Origin of the sequence: Marinobacter sp. 1-3A, from assembly GCF_016597775.1 — a bacterium.
Taxonomy (GTDB): domain Bacteria; phylum Pseudomonadota; class Gammaproteobacteria; order Pseudomonadales; family Oleiphilaceae; genus Marinobacter; species Marinobacter xiaoshiensis.
This window is the reverse complement of the sequence record NZ_VCGZ01000007.1, coordinates 173,968-194,147: the sequence shown is the minus strand read 5'-3', so window position 1 is coordinate 194,147 and position 20,180 is coordinate 173,968. Positions and strand designations below refer to the sequence as shown.

Here is a 20,180-nt window from a genome sequence, read left to right as displayed (position 1 = left end):
CAACTAAACGCCGGTCATCCCGGCACGGTCTTGGCCCACCTACCCAAAAGGCAAGGATATTATGGCTGTTACCATCAACACCCTGCTGGAATACAAACAAAAGGGCGAAGCCTTCTCCGCCCTCACCTCTTATGACTCTACCTTTGCTCAGGTAGTGAGCGAAGCCGGTGTGGACGTTATTCTGATCGGCGACTCGCTGGGCATGGTGCTTCAAGGCCACGACAGCACCTTGCCCGTAACCATGGATCAGATCGTATATCACGTTAGCTGTGTAGCCAAAGGCAACCGCGGCTCGCTGATCATGGCCGACATGCCTTTCATGAGTTATGGCACTGTAGAGGCAGCCCTTGAAAATGCGGCAGAACTCATGCGCGCTGGCGCCCACATAGTCAAACTGGAAGGCACCGACTGGATGAAAGACACCATCAGCGCGTTGAGCGAGCGAGCTGTACCGGTATGCGCGCACTTGGGCCTAACCCCTCAGTTCGTCAATAAATTTGGCGGCTACAAGGTTCAAGGTCGCGATGAAAAGGCCGCGGAGTTGATGATCAACCACGCTTGCGAGCTGGTAGCAGCCGGCGCTGACGTTATTCTGTTGGAATGTGTTCCTGCACCGCTGGCCGCCCGCATTGCCAAAGCTGTTACAGCACCTGTGATCGGCATTGGTGCCGGCGCAGATACCGATGGCCAGATTCTGGTGCTGCACGACATGCTGGGAGTTACCACAGGCAGAAAGCCACGGTTTGTGAAAAATTTCCTGGCAGAGACTGACTCTATTCAGGAAGCCATTGCCGCCTACGATAAAGCCGTACGTGAGCGTACATTCCCAGCCGAGGAGCATACGTTCAAGGCATGAGAACCGTCCATTCATTGAAAGAGCTGCGCGCCATCCTCCGCGGTTACCGCCAGCAGGAAAAAACCATTGGCCTGGTGCCTACCATGGGCAACCTGCATGAGGGGCATATCTCACTGGTTCGCAAAGCTGCCGAAGCAGCAGACGTTGTGGTCACCAGTATCTTCGTGAACCCGATGCAGTTTGGTGCCAACGAAGATCTGGACACCTACCCACGCACCCTGATCGATGATCAGAACAAACTCGATGAAGCGGGAAACACTCTGGTCTTTGCACCCTCTGCGGAAGAAGTTTACCCGGACGGTCTTGCCCGGCACACCCGCGTCATAGTTCCTGATGTCAGTGATGGCCACTGCGGGGCCAGCCGCTCAGGGCACTTTGAAGGCGTTGCAACGGTGGTTTCTGTCTTGTTCAACATGATCCAGCCGGATTTCGCCGTATTCGGCGAAAAAGATTTTCAGCAGCTGGCGGTAATTCGCAAGATGGTGCGAGACTTGATGATTCCGGTTGAAGTCATCGGCGCACCCACTGTGCGGGAAGATGACGGCCTGGCCAAAAGCTCACGCAATGGCTACCTCTCTGCAGAAGACCGCAAGACTGCGCCGGTTATATACCAAGTGCTGCAGGCTACTGCAGCCAAGATTGTTGATGGGCGCGATGACTTCCTCGCACTCGCACAAGAGGCCGGTGAAAGCCTGGGGGCAGCCGGGCTGCGCCTTGATTACTTCAACATTGCAAACAGCCAGACTCTGAAGCCCGCCACGCAGGAAGACAGGGAAGTGACACTGCTGGCTGCCGCTTATCTTGGCTCCACCCGACTGATTGATAACATCTCAGTAACCCGCTGAAGCCTTATGCCAAAATACCAGGAAAGGACTCTATGATGATTTCGCCAGACGCTGCATTGACATCGTCTCCCGAATGGCAGGCGCTAGTGGTATGCAGGGAAAGCCTGCAAAACTGCCCCATGAAGACGCTTTTTGTGGATGACCCGGAGCGAGCGAGCCGGTATTTCATTGAAGGTGCTGGCCTCTCTCTGGATTTTTCCAGAAACCGGCTTACCGATGAGTCCCTTGGCGCACTGATGGCTCTGGCACGCAGTCGGAAGCTTGAAGATCGCAGGGCCGCCTTACTGCGCGGCGACAAGGTGAACATTACCGAAGGCCGCCCAGCACTGCACACAGCGCTGCGCAACCCCGGAACAGACACTCTTGTTGTCGGCGGCCAGGATGTAATTGCGGAAGTGAACGCCACCCTGGATCGTATGGAGACGTTCGTAGCGGAGGTGCAGAACCACTCGCGCACCGGTTATACCGGCAAGGCGTTCACCGACGTAGTCAGCATTGGCATTGGCGGCTCGTTTCTGGGCCCCAAGCTGGTCACCGAAGCGCTACAGCCGTATCGGTCACCCGGCATTCGCTGCCACTATGTGGCCAACATTGACGGCACAGAAATCAGCGAAACCCTGGCAAAAGTACATCCTGAAACCACTCTTTTTCTGGTTCAGTCGAAATCCTTTGGCACCAGAGAGACGCTGGAAAACAGCAAAGTCGCGCGAAAGTGGTTTATAGAGTGCAGCGGTAACGAGCAGGCTGTCGCCAGCCACTTTATGGCGGTTACTGCCAACGTAAATGCCGCACAGAAATTCGGCATAGACCCTGACAACGTATTCCCCATGTGGGACTGGGTTGGTGGCCGATACTCACTTTGGTCGGCGATTGGGTTGCCTGTAGCACTCTCCATTGGAATGGATAACTTCCGGGCTCTGCTCGCTGGCGCCCACGCCATGGACAACCATTTCAGGGACACTCCCCTGGAAAAGAATCTACCCGTTGTGATGGCCATGCTGGGCATCTGGTACAGCAATTTCTGGGGCGCGGAAACCCACGCCATACTGCCCTACGACCACTACCTGCGCAGCTTGCCAGATCACCTTCAGCAACTGGATATGGAAAGCAGCGGCAAACGGGTTAATCAACAAGGCGAGCCTCTGAACTACCACTCAGGCCCTGTCATCTGGGGCGGTGTAGGTGCCAATGGCCAGCACGCTTACCACCAACTGATTCACCAAGGCACCCGGTTGATTTCGGCCGACTTCATAATTCCTCTGCAAACCCACAACCCGGTTGCGACCCATCATGCCGACTTGTTCGCCAACTGCCTGGGCCAGTCCCGGGCCATGATGGCCGGTAAAACACTGGAAGAAGCTAAAGCGGAACTGGCAGCCAGCGGTCTGACGGAAGCAGAAGTTGACCGCCTCGCGCCACATAAGGTGATCCCTGGCAATCAGCCCAGCAACACGCTGATGATGAGCAAAGTAACTCCGGAAACCGTCGGCGCGCTGATCGCCCTCTATGAACACCGAACCTTTGTGCAGGGCGTTATCTGGGACCTTGATTCGTTTGATCAGTGGGGAGTCGAGCTGGGCAAGAAGCTGGGTGAAAACATTCGGCCAAGACTGCTTGGGGCAGAAAAGTCAGATGAGGCAACTGACAGCGCTACAGACAACCTGATAGCGCTATTCCGCTCAGCAAACAGCGGTTGAAATCACCCTGCCCTGCCAGCTGAAGTTAACCGGCCAGAGTTTCTGGCCGGTATTATAAGCCTGCCAAAGCTCAAGGTAGCTCTTGCGGCATATAGGGTGCTTCACTCCCGGGGCAATATCTGCCAGGGGCCGCAACACAAACGCGTTTTTAAGTATCTCGCTCCTGGGTAATTCCACGCCGTCGAGACGACCTACTGCCTCCCCATAGGTCAGAATATCCAGATCCAGCGTTCTCGCGCTGAACTTGGGAGCTTCCGGTCGTCGACCGTTTTCGGCCTCCAGCTGCTTGAAGTGCTGCGAAAGCTCACCCACTGCGAGATTGGTCTTCACGCCCACCACCAGGTTCAGGAATGGCGAACCATCAAACCCTACCGCTTCGCTCTCATACACTGGAGAAATCTCCAGCTCACCAAACCAGCCTGCCAGAGCATCCAGAGCCGCTTTTACATAGCGCTCGCGGTCGATATTGCTGCCGACACTGATATATACAGGAACCTGATCAGGCATTACCGGGTACTCCTTTGCATGCAGTCCGTTCAATGCAAACACCGACAGATCGGGCTGCAGGCACAGCTCCGGGCTTGCGCAGCGTTAACCTCAGCCAGCCAATTCCGAACTCTCTTTGCAGTTTCTCTGCAAGAACCTCGGCACCGTGCTCCAACAGCTTTGGTTTGAGCTCTTTCAGACAGTGCTCTACACACTCACTGACCGACGCGTAATCAAGCGCATCCGTGACATCATCAGACGCACCGGGGATGCGGTTATTCCAAGACATTTCGAGATCTACAACCAGAGCCTGGGTTACATCGCGCTCCCAGTCGTATACTCCCACCACGGTTTCTACAACCAGGCCTTCGATCAATACGCTGTCTGCCAAGAGGGCTCCCGGGGCAATCCCACACACTGCTGATTGAATAACGTACAAACTGCGACTACTGTAACGTCGCCAGCCTGTAAATTGAGGGCCGGCATTTTCGCACATTTTACCCTCACACGTCTTCGTCTCTGAGCGCACAAATGTTCCTGAGTGACCCCGTAATAACTGTTCTGCTTTGTATGTGCGCCTACCTGGGGGGCTCAGTACTGTTTGCGCTGCCGGTATGCAAGATTTGGGGGCTGCCCGACCCTCGGGCACAGGGCTCAGGCAATCCCGGGGCCACCAATGTTTATCGCACCGGGGGCTGGCGCCCGGCACTGATTACTCTGACACTGGATGCCGCCAAAGGCTGGCTGCCAGTCTGGCTCGCATATAATGCAGGTCTCTCTGCCTTGACTCAGGCAATGGTGGCGCTCTTCGCGGTTACCGGGCATATGATCCCGGTGTTCTATCGATTCAAAGGGGGCAAAGGGGTTGCAACAGCCCTTGGTGCAGGCCTTGCTCTGGCTCCGGTCACCACTGCCTCCATGGCTACACTCTGGCTGCTGGTCATTTGGCGCTGGCGAATCTCGGCGTTAGCCTCTGTGATCGCCATTGCCAGCGGCCCTCTGATAAGCGCATTCATAGAACCGGAAACTCTCCCCATGTTCGGCTTGCTGGCGATCCTGGTTGTTGTGCGCCACCGCAACAACCTGATCCGGCTGGCACAAGGCCGGGAAACCAGCCTCTAGCTCATTCCACCAGCCCGTTCACCCGGGCCTCACTGAGGGGTGGCAATGTGTTCATTGGCCATCTCGGCACGGCTACAATGCGCTCTCCGTCACGCTGGCCTGCCTTCATGCGCTGGGCCCCGGCATACGCAATCATCGCTCCATTATCTGTGCAAAACTCCGGACGCGCATAAAACACATAGGCGCGGAGCTTTTCAGCCATTTTCTCCAGGCCGGCCCGCAACCGCTTGTTGGCACTTACGCCACCTGCAATCACCAGCCGGTCACAGCCAGTTTGCTCCAGCGCTCTACGGCATTTGATCACCAAGGTATCTACGGCAGCTGTTTCAAATGCCAAGGCAATGTCAGCCCGAACCTGGTCACTCAGGCCCTCCGCCGTCTTTTTCTCCCCATTGACTGTATTCAGCGTAAAGGTTTTCAAGCCACTGAAACTGAAATCCAACCCTGGACGATCGGTCATAGGCCTGGGAAAACGGTAACGGCCAGGCACGCCCTTTTCCGCCAGCGCCGCGACCCGAGGGCCACCCGGGTAATCCAGCCCCAGCATCTTTGCAGTTTTATCGAAAGCCTCACCTGCAGCGTCGTCTACCGACTCCCCAAGCATCTGGTATTCCCCTATACCATCCACCCGCACCAGCTGTGTGTGCCCTCCCGACACCAGCAAAGCAACAAACGGAAAGGCTGGCGGGTTGTCTTCCAGCATGGGAGCCAACAAATGGCCCTCCATGTGGTGTACTCCCAGCACCGGGATACCGAGAGCAAAACCCATAGCATGGGCCACCGAGCCGCCCACCATTAGCGCACCAATCAAGCCTGGCCCTGCGGTGTAGGCAATCCCGTCAATGTCGTCACGAACATGGCCAGCCTCTGCAAGCACCTGCTCACACAAGGGCAACAATTTGCGAACGTGGTCACGAGATGCCAGCTCTGGCACTACGCCGCCATAATCAGCGTGCATATCGATCTGGCTGAACAAAGCGTGGCTCAAAAGCCCCTTTTCAGTGTCGAACAACGCAACACCGGTTTCATCACAGGAAGTCTCAATACCCAGAATCAGCATATAACCTGGCCACATAGGTTGGCGTAAATGAATAAACGAGCTGCATTTTAGCAGAAACCCGAAACTCACTGGCAGTTTCATCGAACAAACATTGACCTTGCCACGACCGAGGCGCTATCATTGCCGCCCTAAATTACGAACTGGTCGAGTTTTAGCCAATCTGACCAGGGATCGAGCCAGTCTGGCACCGCCAGATGCGCATCTAAATGAAACCGAATCTATCAGGTAGGTGATTGTCGAATGCCAGCTGTTAAAGTGAAAGAGAATGAACCGTTTGACGTAGCATTGCGTCGCTTCAAGCGCTCCTGCGAAAAAGCAGGTGTACTTTCAGAAGTACGTCGTCGTGAGCACTACGAGAAGCCGACTTCCGTTCGCAAGCGTAAAGCTGCTGCTGCCGTTAAGCGTCATCTCAAGAAGCTTCAGCGGGAACAGCGCAAGTTCGAGCGTCTGTACTGAGTTACCGCAGACGCCGCTTGACTGCAAAGCACTGATTGCCTGTACAGCCACAGGCTGCACAGAGCGACCAAGAAATGCCGCCGGGGCCTGGCTTCGGCGGCATTTTTGGCTGTTGGCCCTCGTACGCCAAGGGCCTGATGTGGAGCCATTATGAGCGGACTGATCCCCCAACGCTTTGTCGAAGACCTGCTCGACCGGGTAGATCTGGCAGAGCTGATCGGCTCGCGCATCACTCTCAAAAAGGCTGGCGCCAACTACAAGGCGTGCTGCCCGTTTCACGATGAGAAAACGCCCTCGTTCAATGTGAGGCCAGATAAAGGCTTTTATCACTGTTTTGGGTGTGGCGCCCATGGTGACGCCATAAGCTTTGTTCGTGAATTTGAAGGCTTGGGCTTTACCCATGCTGTAGAAGAGCTAGCCCGCCGAGCGGGGCTCGAAGTGCCGTACGATGAGGCGGCCAAGCATGAAATACAGCAAGCGCGCACCCTGACCGACGCACTGGACTTTGCCAGCCGCTTCTATCAATCGGCGCTTAACGGCCAGCAAGGCTCTTTCGCCCGCGACTACTTAAAGCAGCGGGGGCTGGACGACAGCATTATCAAGCAGTACCAGGTGGGCTATGCGCCTGCCACAGGCACCGCATTATTTGATGTTGCCAGCAAAGACTTGCAGGGACCGCTGATCGAAACCGGCACCGTCTCGGACAAGTACGGCAGGCCAAGGGATCTTTTCCGCAACCGGGTCATGTTTCCTATTCGGAACAGCCGGGGTAAAACCATCGCCTTCGGCGGACGGACTCTTGGCGATGACAAAGCCAAATACATCAACTCTCCGGAGTCGGATGTATTTCACAAAAGCCGTGAAATATACGGCCTGTTTGAAGCAAAGCAGGCCCTGAAGCAGCTCGACAAGCTGCTCGTGGTAGAAGGCTACATGGACGTTATTGCCCTGGCGCAAAACGGCATTCACTACGCCGTAGCGACCTTGGGCACAGCTACGAACCAGGACAGCCTCACCGCCCTGCTGAGACAGGTACGGCATATTGTATTCTGTTTCGATGGCGACCAGGCCGGATTCCGAGCAGCCGACAAGGCCATGGAAAACGCCCTGGAACTGATGGCAGACGGGTTACACCTGCAATTCCTGATGCTGCCAGAAGGCGAAGACCCGGACACCCTGGTGCGCAAGGAAGGTCCGGATGCATTCCAGAAGCGCATCGATGGCGCAACGCCGTTCTCGCGGTATCTGTTTGATCGTCAGAGCGAAGGGCTGGATCTTCAGCTACCAGAAAATCGGGGCGAGCTGAGGGCGAGAACGGAGCCGCTCCTGAACAAAATGCCCAGAAGCACCCTCAGGGATGCAATGTGGCACGAAATGCTTCGGCTCTGCGGGGGCCGTAGCCAGTGGCAAGGCCGTAAGCCCCAACAACAGGGCAACTGGAAAGGCGAACGCCGCGACCGGGTTACGGAAGAGCGCATCGATGTAAAGTTGAGCAAAGACAGCATCTTGTGCCTTGCCCTGCTGGAAGCGCCAGATCTGGCCACTGAAGTTACCGAACTGGCGCGCAGCTCGCGCCAATTTAATCAGGCTATGACATTTGCCGGTTTTATTCTGGAGCGAAAAATCCGGGACCGGAAATCACTTATAACAACGCTGGCAATGGATAGCCAGGCACGCGAACGGTTCTACAATCTGTTTGATGGCATTGAGCACATCCCAACCCGGGAAAGCACGCTGGCCGCAGCACGAGAACTGTTGAGCCCCAACGAAGAAGCAACAAGACAGCAAAAGCTGGCTACACTTTTACGTAACTTCGCAAATCTTACCGCCGACGAACGGCAGGAACTGCGAGAGCTTAGCGGGGGAACCCCGGAGAGCAGCACTTGAAACTTTGCGCATTGATCACCATCTAACCATTCGGTGGCAGTGCATTAGAGCGACAGCTATAATGGCTGTTTCATTTTTTATTTATTTAAGCGAGTTCACAGGGTGTCTATGTCAGGCAATTCGCAGAAATCACGTTTGAAAGACCTCATCGCACGAGGCAAGGAACAAGGCTACCTGACTTACGCCGAGGTAAACGACCACCTCCCGGAAGACATTGCCGATCCGGATCAGGTCGAAGACATCATTCGCATGATCAACGATATGGGCATTCAGGTATCCGAAGTGGCGCCGGATGCCGATACCTTGCTGATGACCGACGGTGACTCCACCGCAGACGAAGCTGCTGCCGCCGAAGCCGCCGCCGCTCTCGCCGCCGTGGAATCCGACGCCGGTCGCACCACAGACCCTGTACGCATGTATATGCGCGAAATGGGTACAGTGGAACTGCTGACCCGCGAAGGCGAGATCGTTATTGCCAAGCGCATCGAAGAAGGCATTCGCGATGTTATGGCAGCCGTAGCCCACTTCCCGGGCACCGTCGGCACCGTTATCCAGGCCTATGACCGCATCATCGAGAATGAAGGTCGTATTACCGACATCATCACAGGCTTCCTGGACCCGGACGACGCAGAACCGTTCATGCCGGAACCGCCAGCCAAGCCCGAAGCTTCCACTGACGACACATCTGACGAAGATGCAGACGACGATGCAGAAGAGGAAGAGGAAGAACCAGAAAGCGGTCCAGATCCTGAAGAAACGCGCTTGCGGTTTGAGCTGCTGAAAGAAAAGCTGGAAGTAGCAGACAAATTGCTGGCCAAGCATGGCCGGGGCGACAAGAAAACCCAGGCAGCCCTGAACGATCTGGGCTTGGTTTTCGCACCCTTCAAACTGGGCAACAAGGCGTTTGACGAGCTGGTGAACGTTGTTCGCTCAACCAACGATCTGATACGCGAAAACGAACGCGCCATCATGAAGATCTGTGTGCGCGAGTGTAAAATGCCACGCAAGGACTTCATCAAATCATTCCCGGGCAACGAAGCAAACCAGGAATGGGGCGAGAAAATCGCCAAAAGCAAAAAGCCTTACGCTTCTGCCATTAACGAGCGCATGGACGAAATCGTCCGCCTCCAAAAGCGCATCATGAACGTGCAGATTGATGTGGACCTTGATGTTGTCGACATCAAAGAGATCAACCGTCGAGTTTCTATTGGCGAGGCAAGAGCCCGCCGCGCCAAGAAAGAAATGGTTGAGGCCAACCTGCGTCTGGTTATTTCTATCGCGAAGAAATACACCAACCGCGGTCTACAGTTCCTCGACCTGATCCAGGAAGGTAACATTGGCTTGATGAAAGCCGTCGACAAGTTTGAATACCGTCGTGGCTACAAATTCTCAACTTACGCCACCTGGTGGATTCGTCAGGCCATTACTCGCTCGATAGCGGATCAGGCTCGCACCATTCGTATTCCGGTGCACATGATTGAAACCATCAACAAGCTCAATCGTATTTCTCGCCAGATGCTGCAGGAAATGGGTCGCGAACCCACTCCAGAAGAGCTGGGTGAGCGTATGGAAATGCCAGAAGACAAGATCCGCAAGGTCCTGAAGATTGCCAAAGAGCCAATCTCCATGGAAACTCCGATCGGCGATGATGAAGACAGCCATCTGGGCGACTTTATCGAAGACATCCAGGCCCTTTCGCCGGTAGATTCTGCAACGGCTGAAGGCCTGCGCGAAGCTACTCGCTCGGTTCTCGCAGGCCTTACCGCCCGTGAGTCCAAGGTACTGCGCATGCGCTTCGGCATTGAGATGAACACGGACCACACACTGGAAGAAGTCGGCAAACAGTTCGACGTAACCCGTGAGCGAATCCGCCAGATCGAAGCCAAGGCACTGCGCAAATTGCGCCACCCTTCCCGCTCCGATCACCTGCGCGGCTTTATAGACGATCAGGGCAACGGATAAAGCAGCACACAACAGTAGCGGGCGCCGCACCTCCCCGGTATAATGGCGCCCGCTTTGCTTCCCTCAAGGGAAAATACTTTCCAAACAGCGTACGCTGAACGGGCCTATAGCTCAGTTGGTTAGAGCAGAGGACTCATAATCCTTTGGTCCCTGGTTCGAGTCCAGGTGGGCCCACCATTATTTTCAACGACTTAGCCTGCTTTCGAGCAGGCTTTGTTGTATCTGGCTTTCCCCTTTCTACCTGCCTTACTCTTTCCCTCTCCAGGAAAGAGACAGGATCAACGCTCATCAGAAAATCTGACGCTTAGCGCAAAGTGAAATCTGAGGTGTGATTCACAATTACAGAACCTCAACACACTGCCTGATCTGACCTGGCAAATCCAACACACCTCAAGTTACTGTATTCATTGTCTTTTATAGATCCCGCACCGAAAATGGTCATTTCGACACGATACCGTGTCAAACATGCCAAGGCCCTAAAACAACAAGCCTCATACACTGTGAAATGAACAAACGAACCAGCCGTGACTGAGTCGCCCACTTCCCGGATGACGAGCATACGGTCAAGTCTAAAAACAACGCGATAAATGGAGTGTATTAATGGTTCCTACCACCCGGTTTTCAGTACGGGCGCTGAGCCTAGCGGTTGCAGCAGTATCCACCACTTTCGCCATGTCAGCATCCGCCAGCATGGGCAACATCGGTACAACCTTTGGCGTAATGCCCATAGACGTTGCTACCGCTCAATCTCTCTCCATGTTTAATGACCAGGTTTCCGCCACTTACTACAACCCGGCGGCTCTGACCCGGGACGAGCGCGGCGAACTGACCTCAGGTATTTTGCACGCCGAGCAAGAACTGCGGTCTACAAATCCGAATGCAAACGGAGATGTGGTTTCCAGCTCCCCCAGTCAGCACGTGCTTATTGGCATGAAAACCAACCTGGGCTCCCTCACGCGCTTTAACCACCCTATTTACCTGGGTTTCATTGCCGGTGTTGAAAAGTACGGCAAGGAAATGCTGGCATTCGATTCACAGACATCGAACAGCGGGCAGTTTCTTCAATATGGTAAGGAGCCGCTGTTCTTGAACGTAGGCGGTGCCACTCCAGTCTGGCGCGGCATTTCAGTAGGGCTATCCGCCCGTATAACTCTGGACGCAACGGCTGATCTTCAAGCCGTGTCGACACTCGGCGGGGAAACCAGCCGGGAACGATTGGCAGTTAATGCTGAGCCACAAATCAAAACCATCCTTGGCACGAGCATTGATCTCGGCAGCACCTTCTGCCCCGAAAGCAACTGCTTTTTGCAGGGCTGGGAAACAGCGTTTACCTATCGCACCAAATCATCTGCGTCTACAACCGTTGATTCGGGCATCATTGTTACGCAAACCATCCCGGACCCGGGCCTTAGCCTTGCCGTAACCACCATCGACTCTTTCCAACCGGAAACTTTTGGCGTTGGCGCACAGTATAAAGGCAACGGCTGGCGCTTCGGCGGTAGCGTGGAGCAGCAGAACTGGTCTGAATTGTCAGAAGTCTTCAAAGGCGACACCATCAAGGACCAGGCCGCCACCCCCGCATCCGACCGTATACAGTTCAAGGACACGGTAATCCCACGCATTGGGGCTGAGTACGACATCAATAAGAACTTCTCTATCCGGGGCGGCGTGGCCTATGAGGAATCCCCTCTGAAAACCACTCGCAACCCTGAAATCAACTACCTGGATACGGACAAAATAGTGGTTGGCCTCGGCATAAGTGCCACCTATGACCGTACTCGCCTTCTGGCCTTCCCTGTTCGCTTTGATCTGGGCTACCAGTACCAGCAGTTGCAAGAGCGCGACTTTACCCTGGTAGATTTTGATGGCACTGAAACCGGCGTAACAGCAGACGGCGATATCCACGTTATCAGCGGCTCCCTTACCCTGAAGTTCTGAGGAGATGTTTGCCATGAAATACAATAAAACCCTGGCATTGATTCCCGCCTTGCTGCTAGCAGCATGTGGCGGAGATGAACAGACCATGAATCAGAAAACCACGGCTGGCTCGGTGATCTATTCATACCCGGCCGATGGGCAAGCGGGCATCAGCCCTAAAACGGATATTGTTCTCCGATTCTCCCACGCGATTATCGAGGACGACGCTGACCTCATCAGCAAAATCAATGTGGACTCGAACGGCACAGCAGTTCCGTTCACTGCGGAGAAAGTTGATGGCGGCAGAAGCCTGAAGCTGACAACAAGGGGCCCGTTGAGTACTGCCACAGACTATTCTGTCGTGTTCAATGAGCCACTCAAAGCTGAAGGCGGGCGCTTGATCGACACCCCCAATGGCGTGGGTGATCCGGGCATTCAGTTCCAGACCCGAGGCAGCTTCTCCGGCTCAGCAGGGCTGACAAACATCTCGGATAGCTTTGGTGTTGGTTGGATGGTTCCGGCGAGCGACGACCACTCTGATCAAAACTTCATGACACTGAATTTTTCTACATTCCGCTTTGCCATGACCCAGCCAGTCCATCCAGACTGGAAAAAACTTGGTGGCTCGGTCGAACTGCTGGACAAAGACGGCCAGCCAGTACCCGCAACGGTTCTGGTTAAAGGCAACCGCATTACTGTTGACCCCTGTATGGCGCCTAGCCAGGTGCAATGCGGTGGCAAGGACGACGTTCTGGATAGTGGTGAAACTTACACACTTAAATTCACGAATCTGGCAAGCCTGACGAACTCAGGCTCGGAAAACCGGTTTACCGGTGAATTCAATTTCACTCCCCGTGAGACTGGCCCTACGGTTGTTTTGCAGCAAAGTGCTATAGACTCTGGCCTGGCAGCAGGCGAGACGGATGAGAATGAACTAACCACGTCTATCCTGAACGGCCAGATTATCAACGGGATCACACTGAACTCCGTGCTTCAGGGTGTCACAGCTCCTTCTCAGCAGACCGGCGACCTGTTTGCTGAACTTGCCTATGCGCCTGCATTTAAAGCAACAGAAGCCTTGCCGTTGCGCATCGCCAAAGGAAGTGTCCTTCGAAGTACCAGCCTGGACATACTTGTTGGAGGCAAGGTGCCTGTTCTTGACGCTGCGACCAATCAGCTTCAGACAACTGGCGACATCAAGGTAACCATGCTCTCCGATGCATCGGGCTACCTGAGCCCGAACGCCTACACCAACGACATCAATGCTCCCCGGCAGATCACCTTGTTTATGGATGTTTCCATGAACACGGCAGAAGCCCAGCCTAATGCCGCTCTCTCCCAAGACCTTATGGGTCTGGAACTCCGTGGTATCGCTCTGGTTAAAAACGGCGTGCTAACAATTGATGCCATCGCCACGGTTGAGCCGAATCTGCTCGGGCAGGAATACACAGATGCTACCATCTCATTCCACCTCCAAGCCGCCACCGACGCCGATTCCGTACTGGACGCCGAACTGCTGCGTGAACTGGATGTTACGGCTCCCAAGCTGGTGAGCTGGACACCCGGAGCCCCGGATGCCATCCCCGCGACTCGACAGTCAATGCACCGCCCCGGTGATCCGGTGATCCTGTTCTTTGACGAGCCCCTGGACCCCGCGTCCATCGAGGGTGGTGTCACCCTTTTAGCGAATGGGCAGCCTGTAGAGAATCTACGCACGCAACTGGATGGCACAGCTCTCACACTGAACCCGGAGGATGGTTTGAAGCAAGGTGTTCAGTACAAGGTTTCAGCCTTGGGATTGACCGATCTTGCCGGAAACCCCTACGTGAGCATGGCTGATGACCTGTCATTCAGCCTGGACCGGACTGACACTGCAGTACCTTCTGTAGCACAAGCTCCGCCTCTCGCATTAACCACCTATCCAGGCTTTCCCTGTGAAACAACAGCTGAAGCCATTAACCTTGCAGCCGGTGTTCATGGACAGTGCTGGGACGCCACGTCTGGCGGGCAAAAGGGCGACGTATTACCTGTCTCCGAAATGCCCACCGACCGTCCTATCACTGTGGTGTTTTCACAGCCGATGAAGTTGAGCTCAATACGTGCTGGAGAGACCTTTATTGTTGAGAAAGTTGACGCAACTAAAGCCCTGATCGAGCCTGTACCGGGCCGATTAGAGAAAAACAACCAGCGCATTCGCTTCTTCCCCGACCAGCCATGGGAACCCGGCGAGTTCTACCGTTACACTATGCGAGTCGACAGAGCTACACCTGACTGTAACCAAGCAAACCCGACGTCAATCTGTGGCGAGAACGGACTAACGCTAAAGACTGATTTGCTTGAAGGGTTGAGCGGCGGTGGTAACGGTGAGAACTCGATGATCATCTACTTCAAGGGCGTGGCCGCACAGGATTCTGTGTTCACTCCGCTGCGAAATCTGCCAATTCGTGACACCAATGCCAACTTCCGCATTGATTGCAGTTCTAACGACAATGCCAATTGCCTTGAGCCCTTCGATCATGAGGGCAGCGATGCAGATGGCTGGGCCCCTTCCGCCAACACAACCAAGTTGCGTGTCAAAGACAACAAGGCATCAGCGACTCCCGGACTGGTTTCCGGTAAGGCAGACGCTCGCGTGGGCTGCGAAACGGGGCAAAGATGCCCTAAAAACAAGTTCATCTATCAGACATATGCACTGAACTCAGAGGTGGTAGGCCCGGGAATTTATGAGCCAACGGGCGAGGAAGGCATTCTTGTAAATCTATACCCCACAATGCTTGCGACAACATCTATTAGCGTGTTCGTAGAGCTTAAGGTTTTGGGCTTTATCCCTCTTATGGAAGAGTCCATTACTAATACGCAAGTGATCCGTATGCGGTATTCCAAAGACCCGAACTGTGCAGCCCAGTCTGACTGCCCTCGAAACCAGCTAATCCCTGGAGTCATTGTTGAGGGTGATAACGGGCAACCAGTATTCAAAACGAAAGCTGAGTTGATGCTGGATGCGCCTGACATGGCTATTCCACTTGGTGGGACTCATGACCTGTACGGCCGGGAGTTTGTGTTTGAGCTTGAAGGAGATGTCACATTCTTCGATGATGGCCGAATGCAGATCGAGCAACGCAATACCAATCTGGTGGATATCGTCGTAAAAGCAAATGCCCTTGGGGTGAAAAATGCAGGGCTGATAACCATAAACCTGCCCTTGCAGATTCCAATCGGAGGAACTTATCTCAACTTCGTAACGAATCCTGTGAAGGATCTCCCCGTAGTGCAGTAAATAGTGCCGCAGTACTCTCAAGGCCAGTCTCCGGACTGGCCTTTTTTTATCCCCAAAACAACGACCCGGCGTTTCCCTCTGCGGCGAATTTCCTGCTAATCTGGTTGCACAATGAAACCCACTTATAAAAACAAAAACATCAGGAGAGACCTTCATGCGAAACGGCACCCATTACCGCACCTGTCATTTATGCGAAGCCATGTGCGGCGTTGCCATTGAAGTGAAGGAGGGGCGCATTGCGTCGATTCGTGGAGACGACAATGATCCGCTAAGCCGAGGGCACATTTGCCCCAAAGCTGTGGCCCTGCAGGATCTTCATGAGGACCCGGAACGGTTGCGCAAGCCGGTTCGTAAAACCGCTACGGGCTGGCAAGAAATCGAGTGGGATGAGGCCTTCAAAACCGTAGCCGAAAAGCTTCACAGCACCCGCACAGCGAACGGCCGCAATAGTATTGGCGTGTATCTTGGCAACCCCAACGCCCACAATCACAGCTCATTAATTGCCACCATGCCGTTTCTTCGGGCTGTTGGCTCTCAGAATCGTTTCTCTGCCACTTCCAATGATCAACTTCCCCATATGCTGGCAAGTCTGGAGATGTTCGGCCATCAGGTTATGTTCCCTATTCCGGATATCGACCACACGGATTTGTTTATCTGTATTGGTGGCAACCCCATGGCATCCAATGGCAGCCTGATGACGGTGCCGGATTTCCGTGGCCGGCTGAAAGCGCTTAAAAGGCGCGGCGGGAAAATGATTGTGGTGGATCCCAGGCGCACAGAAACCGCCAAGCATGCCGAGGAATTTCACTTTATCCGCCCTGGCACCGATGCATTTTTGCTGATGGCCATGGTGAACACACTATTTTCAGAAGGGCTGATCCATCCGGGACCCGCAAAGAACCTTATAAAAGACCTGGATCTTTTGCGCCTTGCGTCCCTGCCCTTTACGCCTGAAGCAGTAGCCAAGCGCACAGGCATTACAGCGGTAACCATACGGGATCTTACACACCAACTCGCACACACGCCAAAAGCAGCTCTTTACACCCGCATGGGCACCAGCACCCAAACGTTTGGCAGCATTACTACCTGGTTGGCGTACTGCCTGAACATTCTTACGGGCAAGCTGGATACGGTCGGCGGCATGATGTTTACGCAACCCGCCATTGATCTGATCGCCATCGGCGCCATGTCTGGACAGCGCGGGCACTTTGGCAGCCGCCACAGCCGGGTTAAGGGGCTACCCGAGTTTGCGGGCGAATATCCGTCCAGCACCATGGCCGATGAAATACTCACCCCGGGCGACGGACAAATCCGTGCCTTTGTGACCATTGCCGGCAACCCCGTGCTCTCCAGCCCGAACGGGCGCAGGCTGGACGAGGCCTTGAGCGGGCTGGACTTTATGGTGTCAGTGGATTACTACATTAATGAAACCACTCGTCATGCCGACATTATCCTGCCGCCAACCGCCGTGCTCGAACGCAGCCACTACGACATTATTTTCAACATGCTGGCCGTGCGCAATGTATCGAAATACAGCGAAGCCCTGTTTGATGCGGGCCCGGACAGCCGTCATGACTGGCAGATTCTGCTGGAGCTGGCGCATAGACTTGAGAAATTACGCAAGGGCGGCAAGCTGCCGATCCGTTCCGAGTTGGGCTGGCAGGCCTTCAAACGTGCAGGCCCTGATACGATCGTTGATGTGCTTTTGCGTACCGGGCCTTATGGCACAGATACCGGGCGCGCCCGAGGAGTTCTGGAAACCGCCACAAAGCGGGTTCTGGAATTGCTGCCCAAGCACCACCCTTTACGTGGCTTGGCCAAGCTGAGCTCTCTCAATCCCCAGTGGCAGAAGCTTCCTAAAGGGCTTTCCCTGAAGCGATTGAAAGAGAGCCCCAGCGGGATTGACCTCGGCGCCTTGAGGCCCGCTCTGCCCGGCCGTCTGTTCACCCGGGATGGCAAGATCAACCTGGCACCAAGGCGCTATCTGAAAGACGTAGAACGCCTGCACCAGCAGCTCTCCGTGCCAGGTTCGCCAAACGAGCTTCTACTGATTGGGCGGCGCCACATTCGCAGCAACAACTCCTGGATGCACAACAGTCACCGTCTGGTAAAAGGCAAAGGCCGCTGTACACTGCTGGTACACCCGGACGACGCCAACCGCTTGGGGCTTAAGGAAGGCGGCCGCGCTGAGGTCCGCGCCGATGACCGTTTAGTGATAATGCCGGTGGAAATTACTGATGACATGATGCCGGGAGTGGTTTCCATTCCCCATGGCTGGGGCCATGTCCGGGAAGGAACACAGCAATCCACGGCGGCGGCCCATGCTGGCACCAGTATCAACGATGTGTTGAGTGATCAGCTAACCGACCCCGTGGCAGGTACTTCCGTGTTGAATGGTCAGCCAGTAACTGTCAAAGTCTGCGAACCAGAACAGCAACCCGTACCCGCCTGAACCAGACTGGGAGAACAGCATGCCTCACTGGCTACAATGGAGCCTGATTATTGCCGGCACAATCGCCATCTTTGTTCTGCTGGGTTTTATCCGGCGGCAAATGGTTACCTTGGCCGAAAACCGAAGACGGCAACAAAAAGCAGAGGCTTTCCAGGCGAAGCGGCGCAAGGACATGGTCGATAGCATTCGTGTTATTGCCATGGCCGTAGAAGAAGACCAGATCGAATATTCAGAGGCCTGCCTGCGCATGAAAGGCTTGCTGGACCATGTGGCTCCTGAGCTGATGGAACAATCACCTTATCAGGTATTTATGGAGGTGTATGAGCAACTTCGCCACATGCCCACTCACCAAGCACGCCAAAATACCGAGACGCGCTTTGTGGAGAAGATGGATAAGGAGCGGTTTGAAGTGGAAAGGCGCTACGCCGATGAAATACGTCGTGCCGCAACAGCCATCCGGAATCACAGCTTCTGACCCGCTCAAGATTTGTGTCATTTTGTAACAGAAATATCTACAAATGATAATTTTATCGATTTGATATCAGAAGCTTGCTCAATTCACTAAAAATGACGAAGCGCTCAGCTTCTCATTCCCTTGAGTGGCAACCTTTCTTTTTTGCAGATGTTGTCTAACTTGAAATCAGGGCGATAAGGTTTTAACGGTTGGTTTCAAGGTTGCAATTATCGCCCTGGGTTATTTCTCCTGTTACGTTCGGACGACTCTGCAATGAGCGGAAACCTTGCCGGCCTTTAAGGCCGGCTTTTTTGTGCTCACTGATTCATCATACCGGCCATGGCCATAATCTTGTCCCGGCTGGCCACCAGTTCATCAAACTGTTCTTCTACCTGTTCACGATTGAGGCCGAGTTCGTCATAAATCTCCTGCCCCACGGGTGCATTTGCACCCATAGCGATGCCCCTTTCTGTAAGCAATTGGCGGCCAAGCCACAGGAGCCGGGCGTATACACTGTGGGGGCCTTGGTAGGTTTTGCTTTTCTGATACCTTATGGCCTGAGTCACCTCATCTGGCATACCCCAGTTTTCCATAAGCTGCGCCGCGATCTGTTCACGGGTAATCCCCAAAAGATAGTGTTCCGATACCGAGGAATCGATATCCGAGTTCACCTCCAGGGAGCGGCATACCAACTTGAAATGGGGAGGAAAAACCTGCGCAAGCAGAAGGTAACCAAAGTTGTGCAGCAGACCTGCCAAATAGGCTAACCCAAACATTGGCCGCTCACCCCGAGGCATCATACTCGACAGAATACCAGCCGACTGAGCTTGCCAGATAGCTTGCTGCCAGTAGTCCACGTAGCCTTCTGGATGGTCCTGGGGCTGCTTGAGCGCACGCCCCAGCGACAGTCCCATCGCCAGGTTCATTACCATGTCGAAGCCAAGAACGCGTGATACGGCATCGTGCACAGAGCGCACTTGCCCGGCCGCGGCATAGAACGATGAAGATGCCCAGCTGACCACCTGAGCCGCCAGGCTGGGGTCACTCTCAACGATATCAACCAGATCCCCCATAACAGCGTTCGGATTTACCCGCAGGTGGATAATGCGCTGGGCGGTTTCCGGCAGCGGCGGCAGCTCCAGAGTGTCTTCAAGGCGCTGCTGAATACGCAGACTGGTGAATTTTTTGATGGCAAAGGTCAGCTGGCTACGATCGTTATCCGGATCATCCAGATTCACGGTTATGTTTTCCGATGCCACCGTGAACGACAGGCGATCCGCATTTTTTGTTAGCGTACGAAACTCTTCAGCTGGCATTACCATCGCCAGGTTTTGCTCTCCCAGCGCCAAGGCTACCGAGGGCAAATCATCGATCCGTCGATCCACAATAGTAGGCCAGCCCGTAAGTGACGGCAGGGCCGGTAACTCCCTCAGGCCGGCGCGCTCTCTAACGCGAACCTGCTCGCGAGGCTTCATCAGCCGGAAGTCCCGGCCCATTTGCTTGTTCAATCGTTCCAGATCAATCAAATCGTCTTTGCAGCAAATGGCTTGAAGGTTTTCCTGCCCGTCGTGGAGCAACACCATCCGCAACAGCTCGTGCTGATTAGCCTGGCGCATATCTCTCAGTGATACGCCTTTGGCTGAATCGCCCAAAGCCTGTTGAACCGTGACAGGTAATTCCATCATTTTCTCCCGAGTATCGCTGCTTGC

15 protein-coding genes and 1 tRNA gene are annotated in these 20,180 nt (G+C 54.5%); 12 read left to right on the top strand and 4 right to left on the bottom strand.

Translation table 11 applies throughout. The features are described 5' to 3' along the window. Nucleotides 1-61 precede the first annotated feature (61 nt). The 3 genes from panB to pgi are packed head-to-tail and all read left to right on the top strand — an operon-like array spanning nt 62 to nt 3,398. Complete coding sequence (panB, locus tag FE848_RS12815) at nt 62-856, top strand: 3-methyl-2-oxobutanoate hydroxymethyltransferase (protein WP_227715326.1); 795 nt, start codon at nt 62-64, stop codon at nt 854-856. Next, a complete protein-coding gene (gene panC / locus FE848_RS12810) occupies nt 853-1,701 on the top strand; it encodes a pantoate--beta-alanine ligase (RefSeq protein WP_200203574.1) in 849 nt (282 codons plus the stop codon). The genes panB and panC overlap by 4 nt, the downstream gene beginning before the upstream one ends. Before the next feature lie 35 nt (nt 1,702-1,736). Continuing rightward, the gene (gene pgi, locus FE848_RS12805) at nt 1,737-3,398 is read left to right on the top strand and encodes a glucose-6-phosphate isomerase (RefSeq protein WP_200203657.1); all 1,662 of its coding nucleotides are present in this window, start codon (nt 1,737-1,739) and stop codon (nt 3,396-3,398) included. Here pgi and folK read toward each other — a convergent pair. Continuing rightward, nucleotides 3,381-3,905, bottom strand: a complete 525-nt coding sequence (gene folK, locus FE848_RS12800) for a 2-amino-4-hydroxy-6-hydroxymethyldihydropteridine diphosphokinase (RefSeq protein WP_200203571.1) — start codon at nt 3,903-3,905, stop codon at nt 3,381-3,383. The two genes, pgi and folK, sit on opposite strands and share 18 nt — an antisense overlap. Next, nucleotides 3,898-4,275 (bottom strand): dihydroneopterin aldolase, encoded by a 378-nt coding sequence (gene folB, locus FE848_RS12795; protein ID WP_227715324.1) that lies wholly within the window; start codon nt 4,273-4,275, stop codon nt 3,898-3,900. The genes folK and folB overlap by 8 nt, the downstream gene beginning before the upstream one ends. 140 nt (nt 4,276-4,415) lie before the next feature. Between folB and plsY the strand changes: the two genes are divergently transcribed. Next, the gene (plsY, locus tag FE848_RS12790) at nt 4,416-5,006 is read left to right on the top strand and encodes a glycerol-3-phosphate 1-O-acyltransferase PlsY (RefSeq protein WP_200203568.1); all 591 of its coding nucleotides are present in this window, start codon (nt 4,416-4,418) and stop codon (nt 5,004-5,006) included. Between the two features lies 1 nt (nt 5,007). Here plsY and tsaD read toward each other — a convergent pair whose 3' ends face one another. Next, nucleotides 5,008-6,066, bottom strand: a complete 1,059-nt coding sequence (tsaD, locus tag FE848_RS12785) for a tRNA (adenosine(37)-N6)-threonylcarbamoyltransferase complex transferase subunit TsaD (protein ID WP_200203566.1) — start codon at nt 6,064-6,066, stop codon at nt 5,008-5,010. A 240-nt stretch (nt 6,067-6,306) separates the two neighbouring features. On the opposite strand from tsaD, the gene rpsU reads away from it, so the two are divergent. The 8 genes from rpsU (at nt 6,307) to FE848_RS12745 (ending at nt 18,492) form a co-directional block, all read left to right on the top strand. Continuing rightward, a complete protein-coding gene (gene rpsU, locus FE848_RS12780; RefSeq protein WP_072794797.1) occupies nt 6,307-6,522 on the top strand; it encodes a 30S ribosomal protein S21 in 216 nt (71 codons plus the stop codon). Nucleotides 6,523-6,672: 150 nt separating this feature from the next. Beyond that, nucleotides 6,673-8,409 (top strand): DNA primase, encoded by a 1,737-nt coding sequence (dnaG, locus tag FE848_RS12775; protein WP_200203558.1) that lies wholly within the window; start codon nt 6,673-6,675, stop codon nt 8,407-8,409. A 108-nt stretch (nt 8,410-8,517) separates the two neighbouring features. Then, entirely contained in the window at nt 8,518-10,371 is a 1,854-nt protein-coding gene (rpoD, locus tag FE848_RS12770; RefSeq protein WP_200203556.1) for an RNA polymerase sigma factor RpoD, read from the top strand. A gap of 100 nt (nt 10,372-10,471) precedes the next feature. After that, nucleotides 10,472-10,548, top strand: a tRNA-Ile gene (locus FE848_RS12765). A 423-nt stretch (nt 10,549-10,971) separates the two neighbouring features. Then, complete coding sequence (aupA, locus tag FE848_RS12760; protein WP_200203554.1) at nt 10,972-12,309, top strand: alkane uptake protein AupA; 1,338 nt, start codon at nt 10,972-10,974, stop codon at nt 12,307-12,309. Between the two features lie 13 nt (nt 12,310-12,322). Continuing rightward, a complete protein-coding gene (locus FE848_RS12755; protein WP_200203546.1) occupies nt 12,323-15,565 on the top strand; it encodes an Ig-like domain-containing protein in 3,243 nt (1,080 codons plus the stop codon). A gap of 154 nt (nt 15,566-15,719) precedes the next feature. Next, nucleotides 15,720-18,017, top strand: coding sequence for a molybdopterin-dependent oxidoreductase (locus FE848_RS12750; protein ID WP_200203544.1), 2,298 nt, complete (start codon nt 15,720-15,722; stop codon nt 18,015-18,017). A gap of 19 nt (nt 18,018-18,036) precedes the next feature. Further along, nucleotides 18,037-18,492: a DUF2489 domain-containing protein gene (locus FE848_RS12745; RefSeq protein WP_200203542.1), complete on the top strand. Its 456-nt coding sequence runs from the start codon at nt 18,037-18,039 to the stop codon at nt 18,490-18,492. Nucleotides 18,493-18,788: 296 nt separating this feature from the next. Here FE848_RS12745 and FE848_RS12740 read toward each other — a convergent pair whose 3' ends face one another. After that, nucleotides 18,789-20,153 carry an aminoacyl-tRNA deacylase and HDOD domain-containing protein gene (locus tag FE848_RS12740; RefSeq protein WP_200203540.1) on the bottom strand — a complete coding sequence of 455 codons (1,365 nt, stop codon included), beginning with the start codon at nt 20,151-20,153 and terminating at the stop codon, nt 18,789-18,791. Nucleotides 20,154-20,180: the final 27 nt, after the last annotated feature.

What these genes read in the sequence shown, in the direction of transcription:
- FE848_RS12740 (WP_200203540.1), bottom strand. Translation starts at nt 20,153, where the DNA reads ATGGAATTACCTGTCACGGTTCAACAGGCTTTGGGCGATTCAGCCAAA.
- dnaG (WP_200203558.1), top strand. Translation starts at nt 6,673, where the DNA reads ATGAGCGGACTGATCCCCCAACGCTTTGTCGAAGACCTGCTCGACCGG.
- panB (WP_227715326.1), top strand. Translation starts at nt 62, where the DNA reads ATGGCTGTTACCATCAACACCCTGCTGGAATACAAACAAAAGGGCGAA.
- tsaD (WP_200203566.1), bottom strand. Translation starts at nt 6,066, where the DNA reads ATGCTGATTCTGGGTATTGAGACTTCCTGTGATGAAACCGGTGTTGCG.
- plsY (WP_200203568.1), top strand. Translation starts at nt 4,416, where the DNA reads ATGTTCCTGAGTGACCCCGTAATAACTGTTCTGCTTTGTATGTGCGCC.
- FE848_RS12755 (WP_200203546.1), top strand. Translation starts at nt 12,323, where the DNA reads ATGAAATACAATAAAACCCTGGCATTGATTCCCGCCTTGCTGCTAGCA.
- FE848_RS12750 (WP_200203544.1), top strand. Translation starts at nt 15,720, where the DNA reads ATGCGAAACGGCACCCATTACCGCACCTGTCATTTATGCGAAGCCATG.
- rpoD (WP_200203556.1), top strand. Translation starts at nt 8,518, where the DNA reads ATGTCAGGCAATTCGCAGAAATCACGTTTGAAAGACCTCATCGCACGA.
- aupA (WP_200203554.1), top strand. Translation starts at nt 10,972, where the DNA reads ATGGTTCCTACCACCCGGTTTTCAGTACGGGCGCTGAGCCTAGCGGTT.
- panC (WP_200203574.1), top strand. Translation starts at nt 853, where the DNA reads ATGAGAACCGTCCATTCATTGAAAGAGCTGCGCGCCATCCTCCGCGGT.
- folK (WP_200203571.1), bottom strand. Translation starts at nt 3,905, where the DNA reads ATGCCTGATCAGGTTCCTGTATATATCAGTGTCGGCAGCAATATCGAC.
- FE848_RS12745 (WP_200203542.1), top strand. Translation starts at nt 18,037, where the DNA reads ATGCCTCACTGGCTACAATGGAGCCTGATTATTGCCGGCACAATCGCC.
- pgi (WP_200203657.1), top strand. Translation starts at nt 1,737, where the DNA reads ATGATTTCGCCAGACGCTGCATTGACATCGTCTCCCGAATGGCAGGCG.
- rpsU (WP_072794797.1), top strand. Translation starts at nt 6,307, where the DNA reads ATGCCAGCTGTTAAAGTGAAAGAGAATGAACCGTTTGACGTAGCATTG.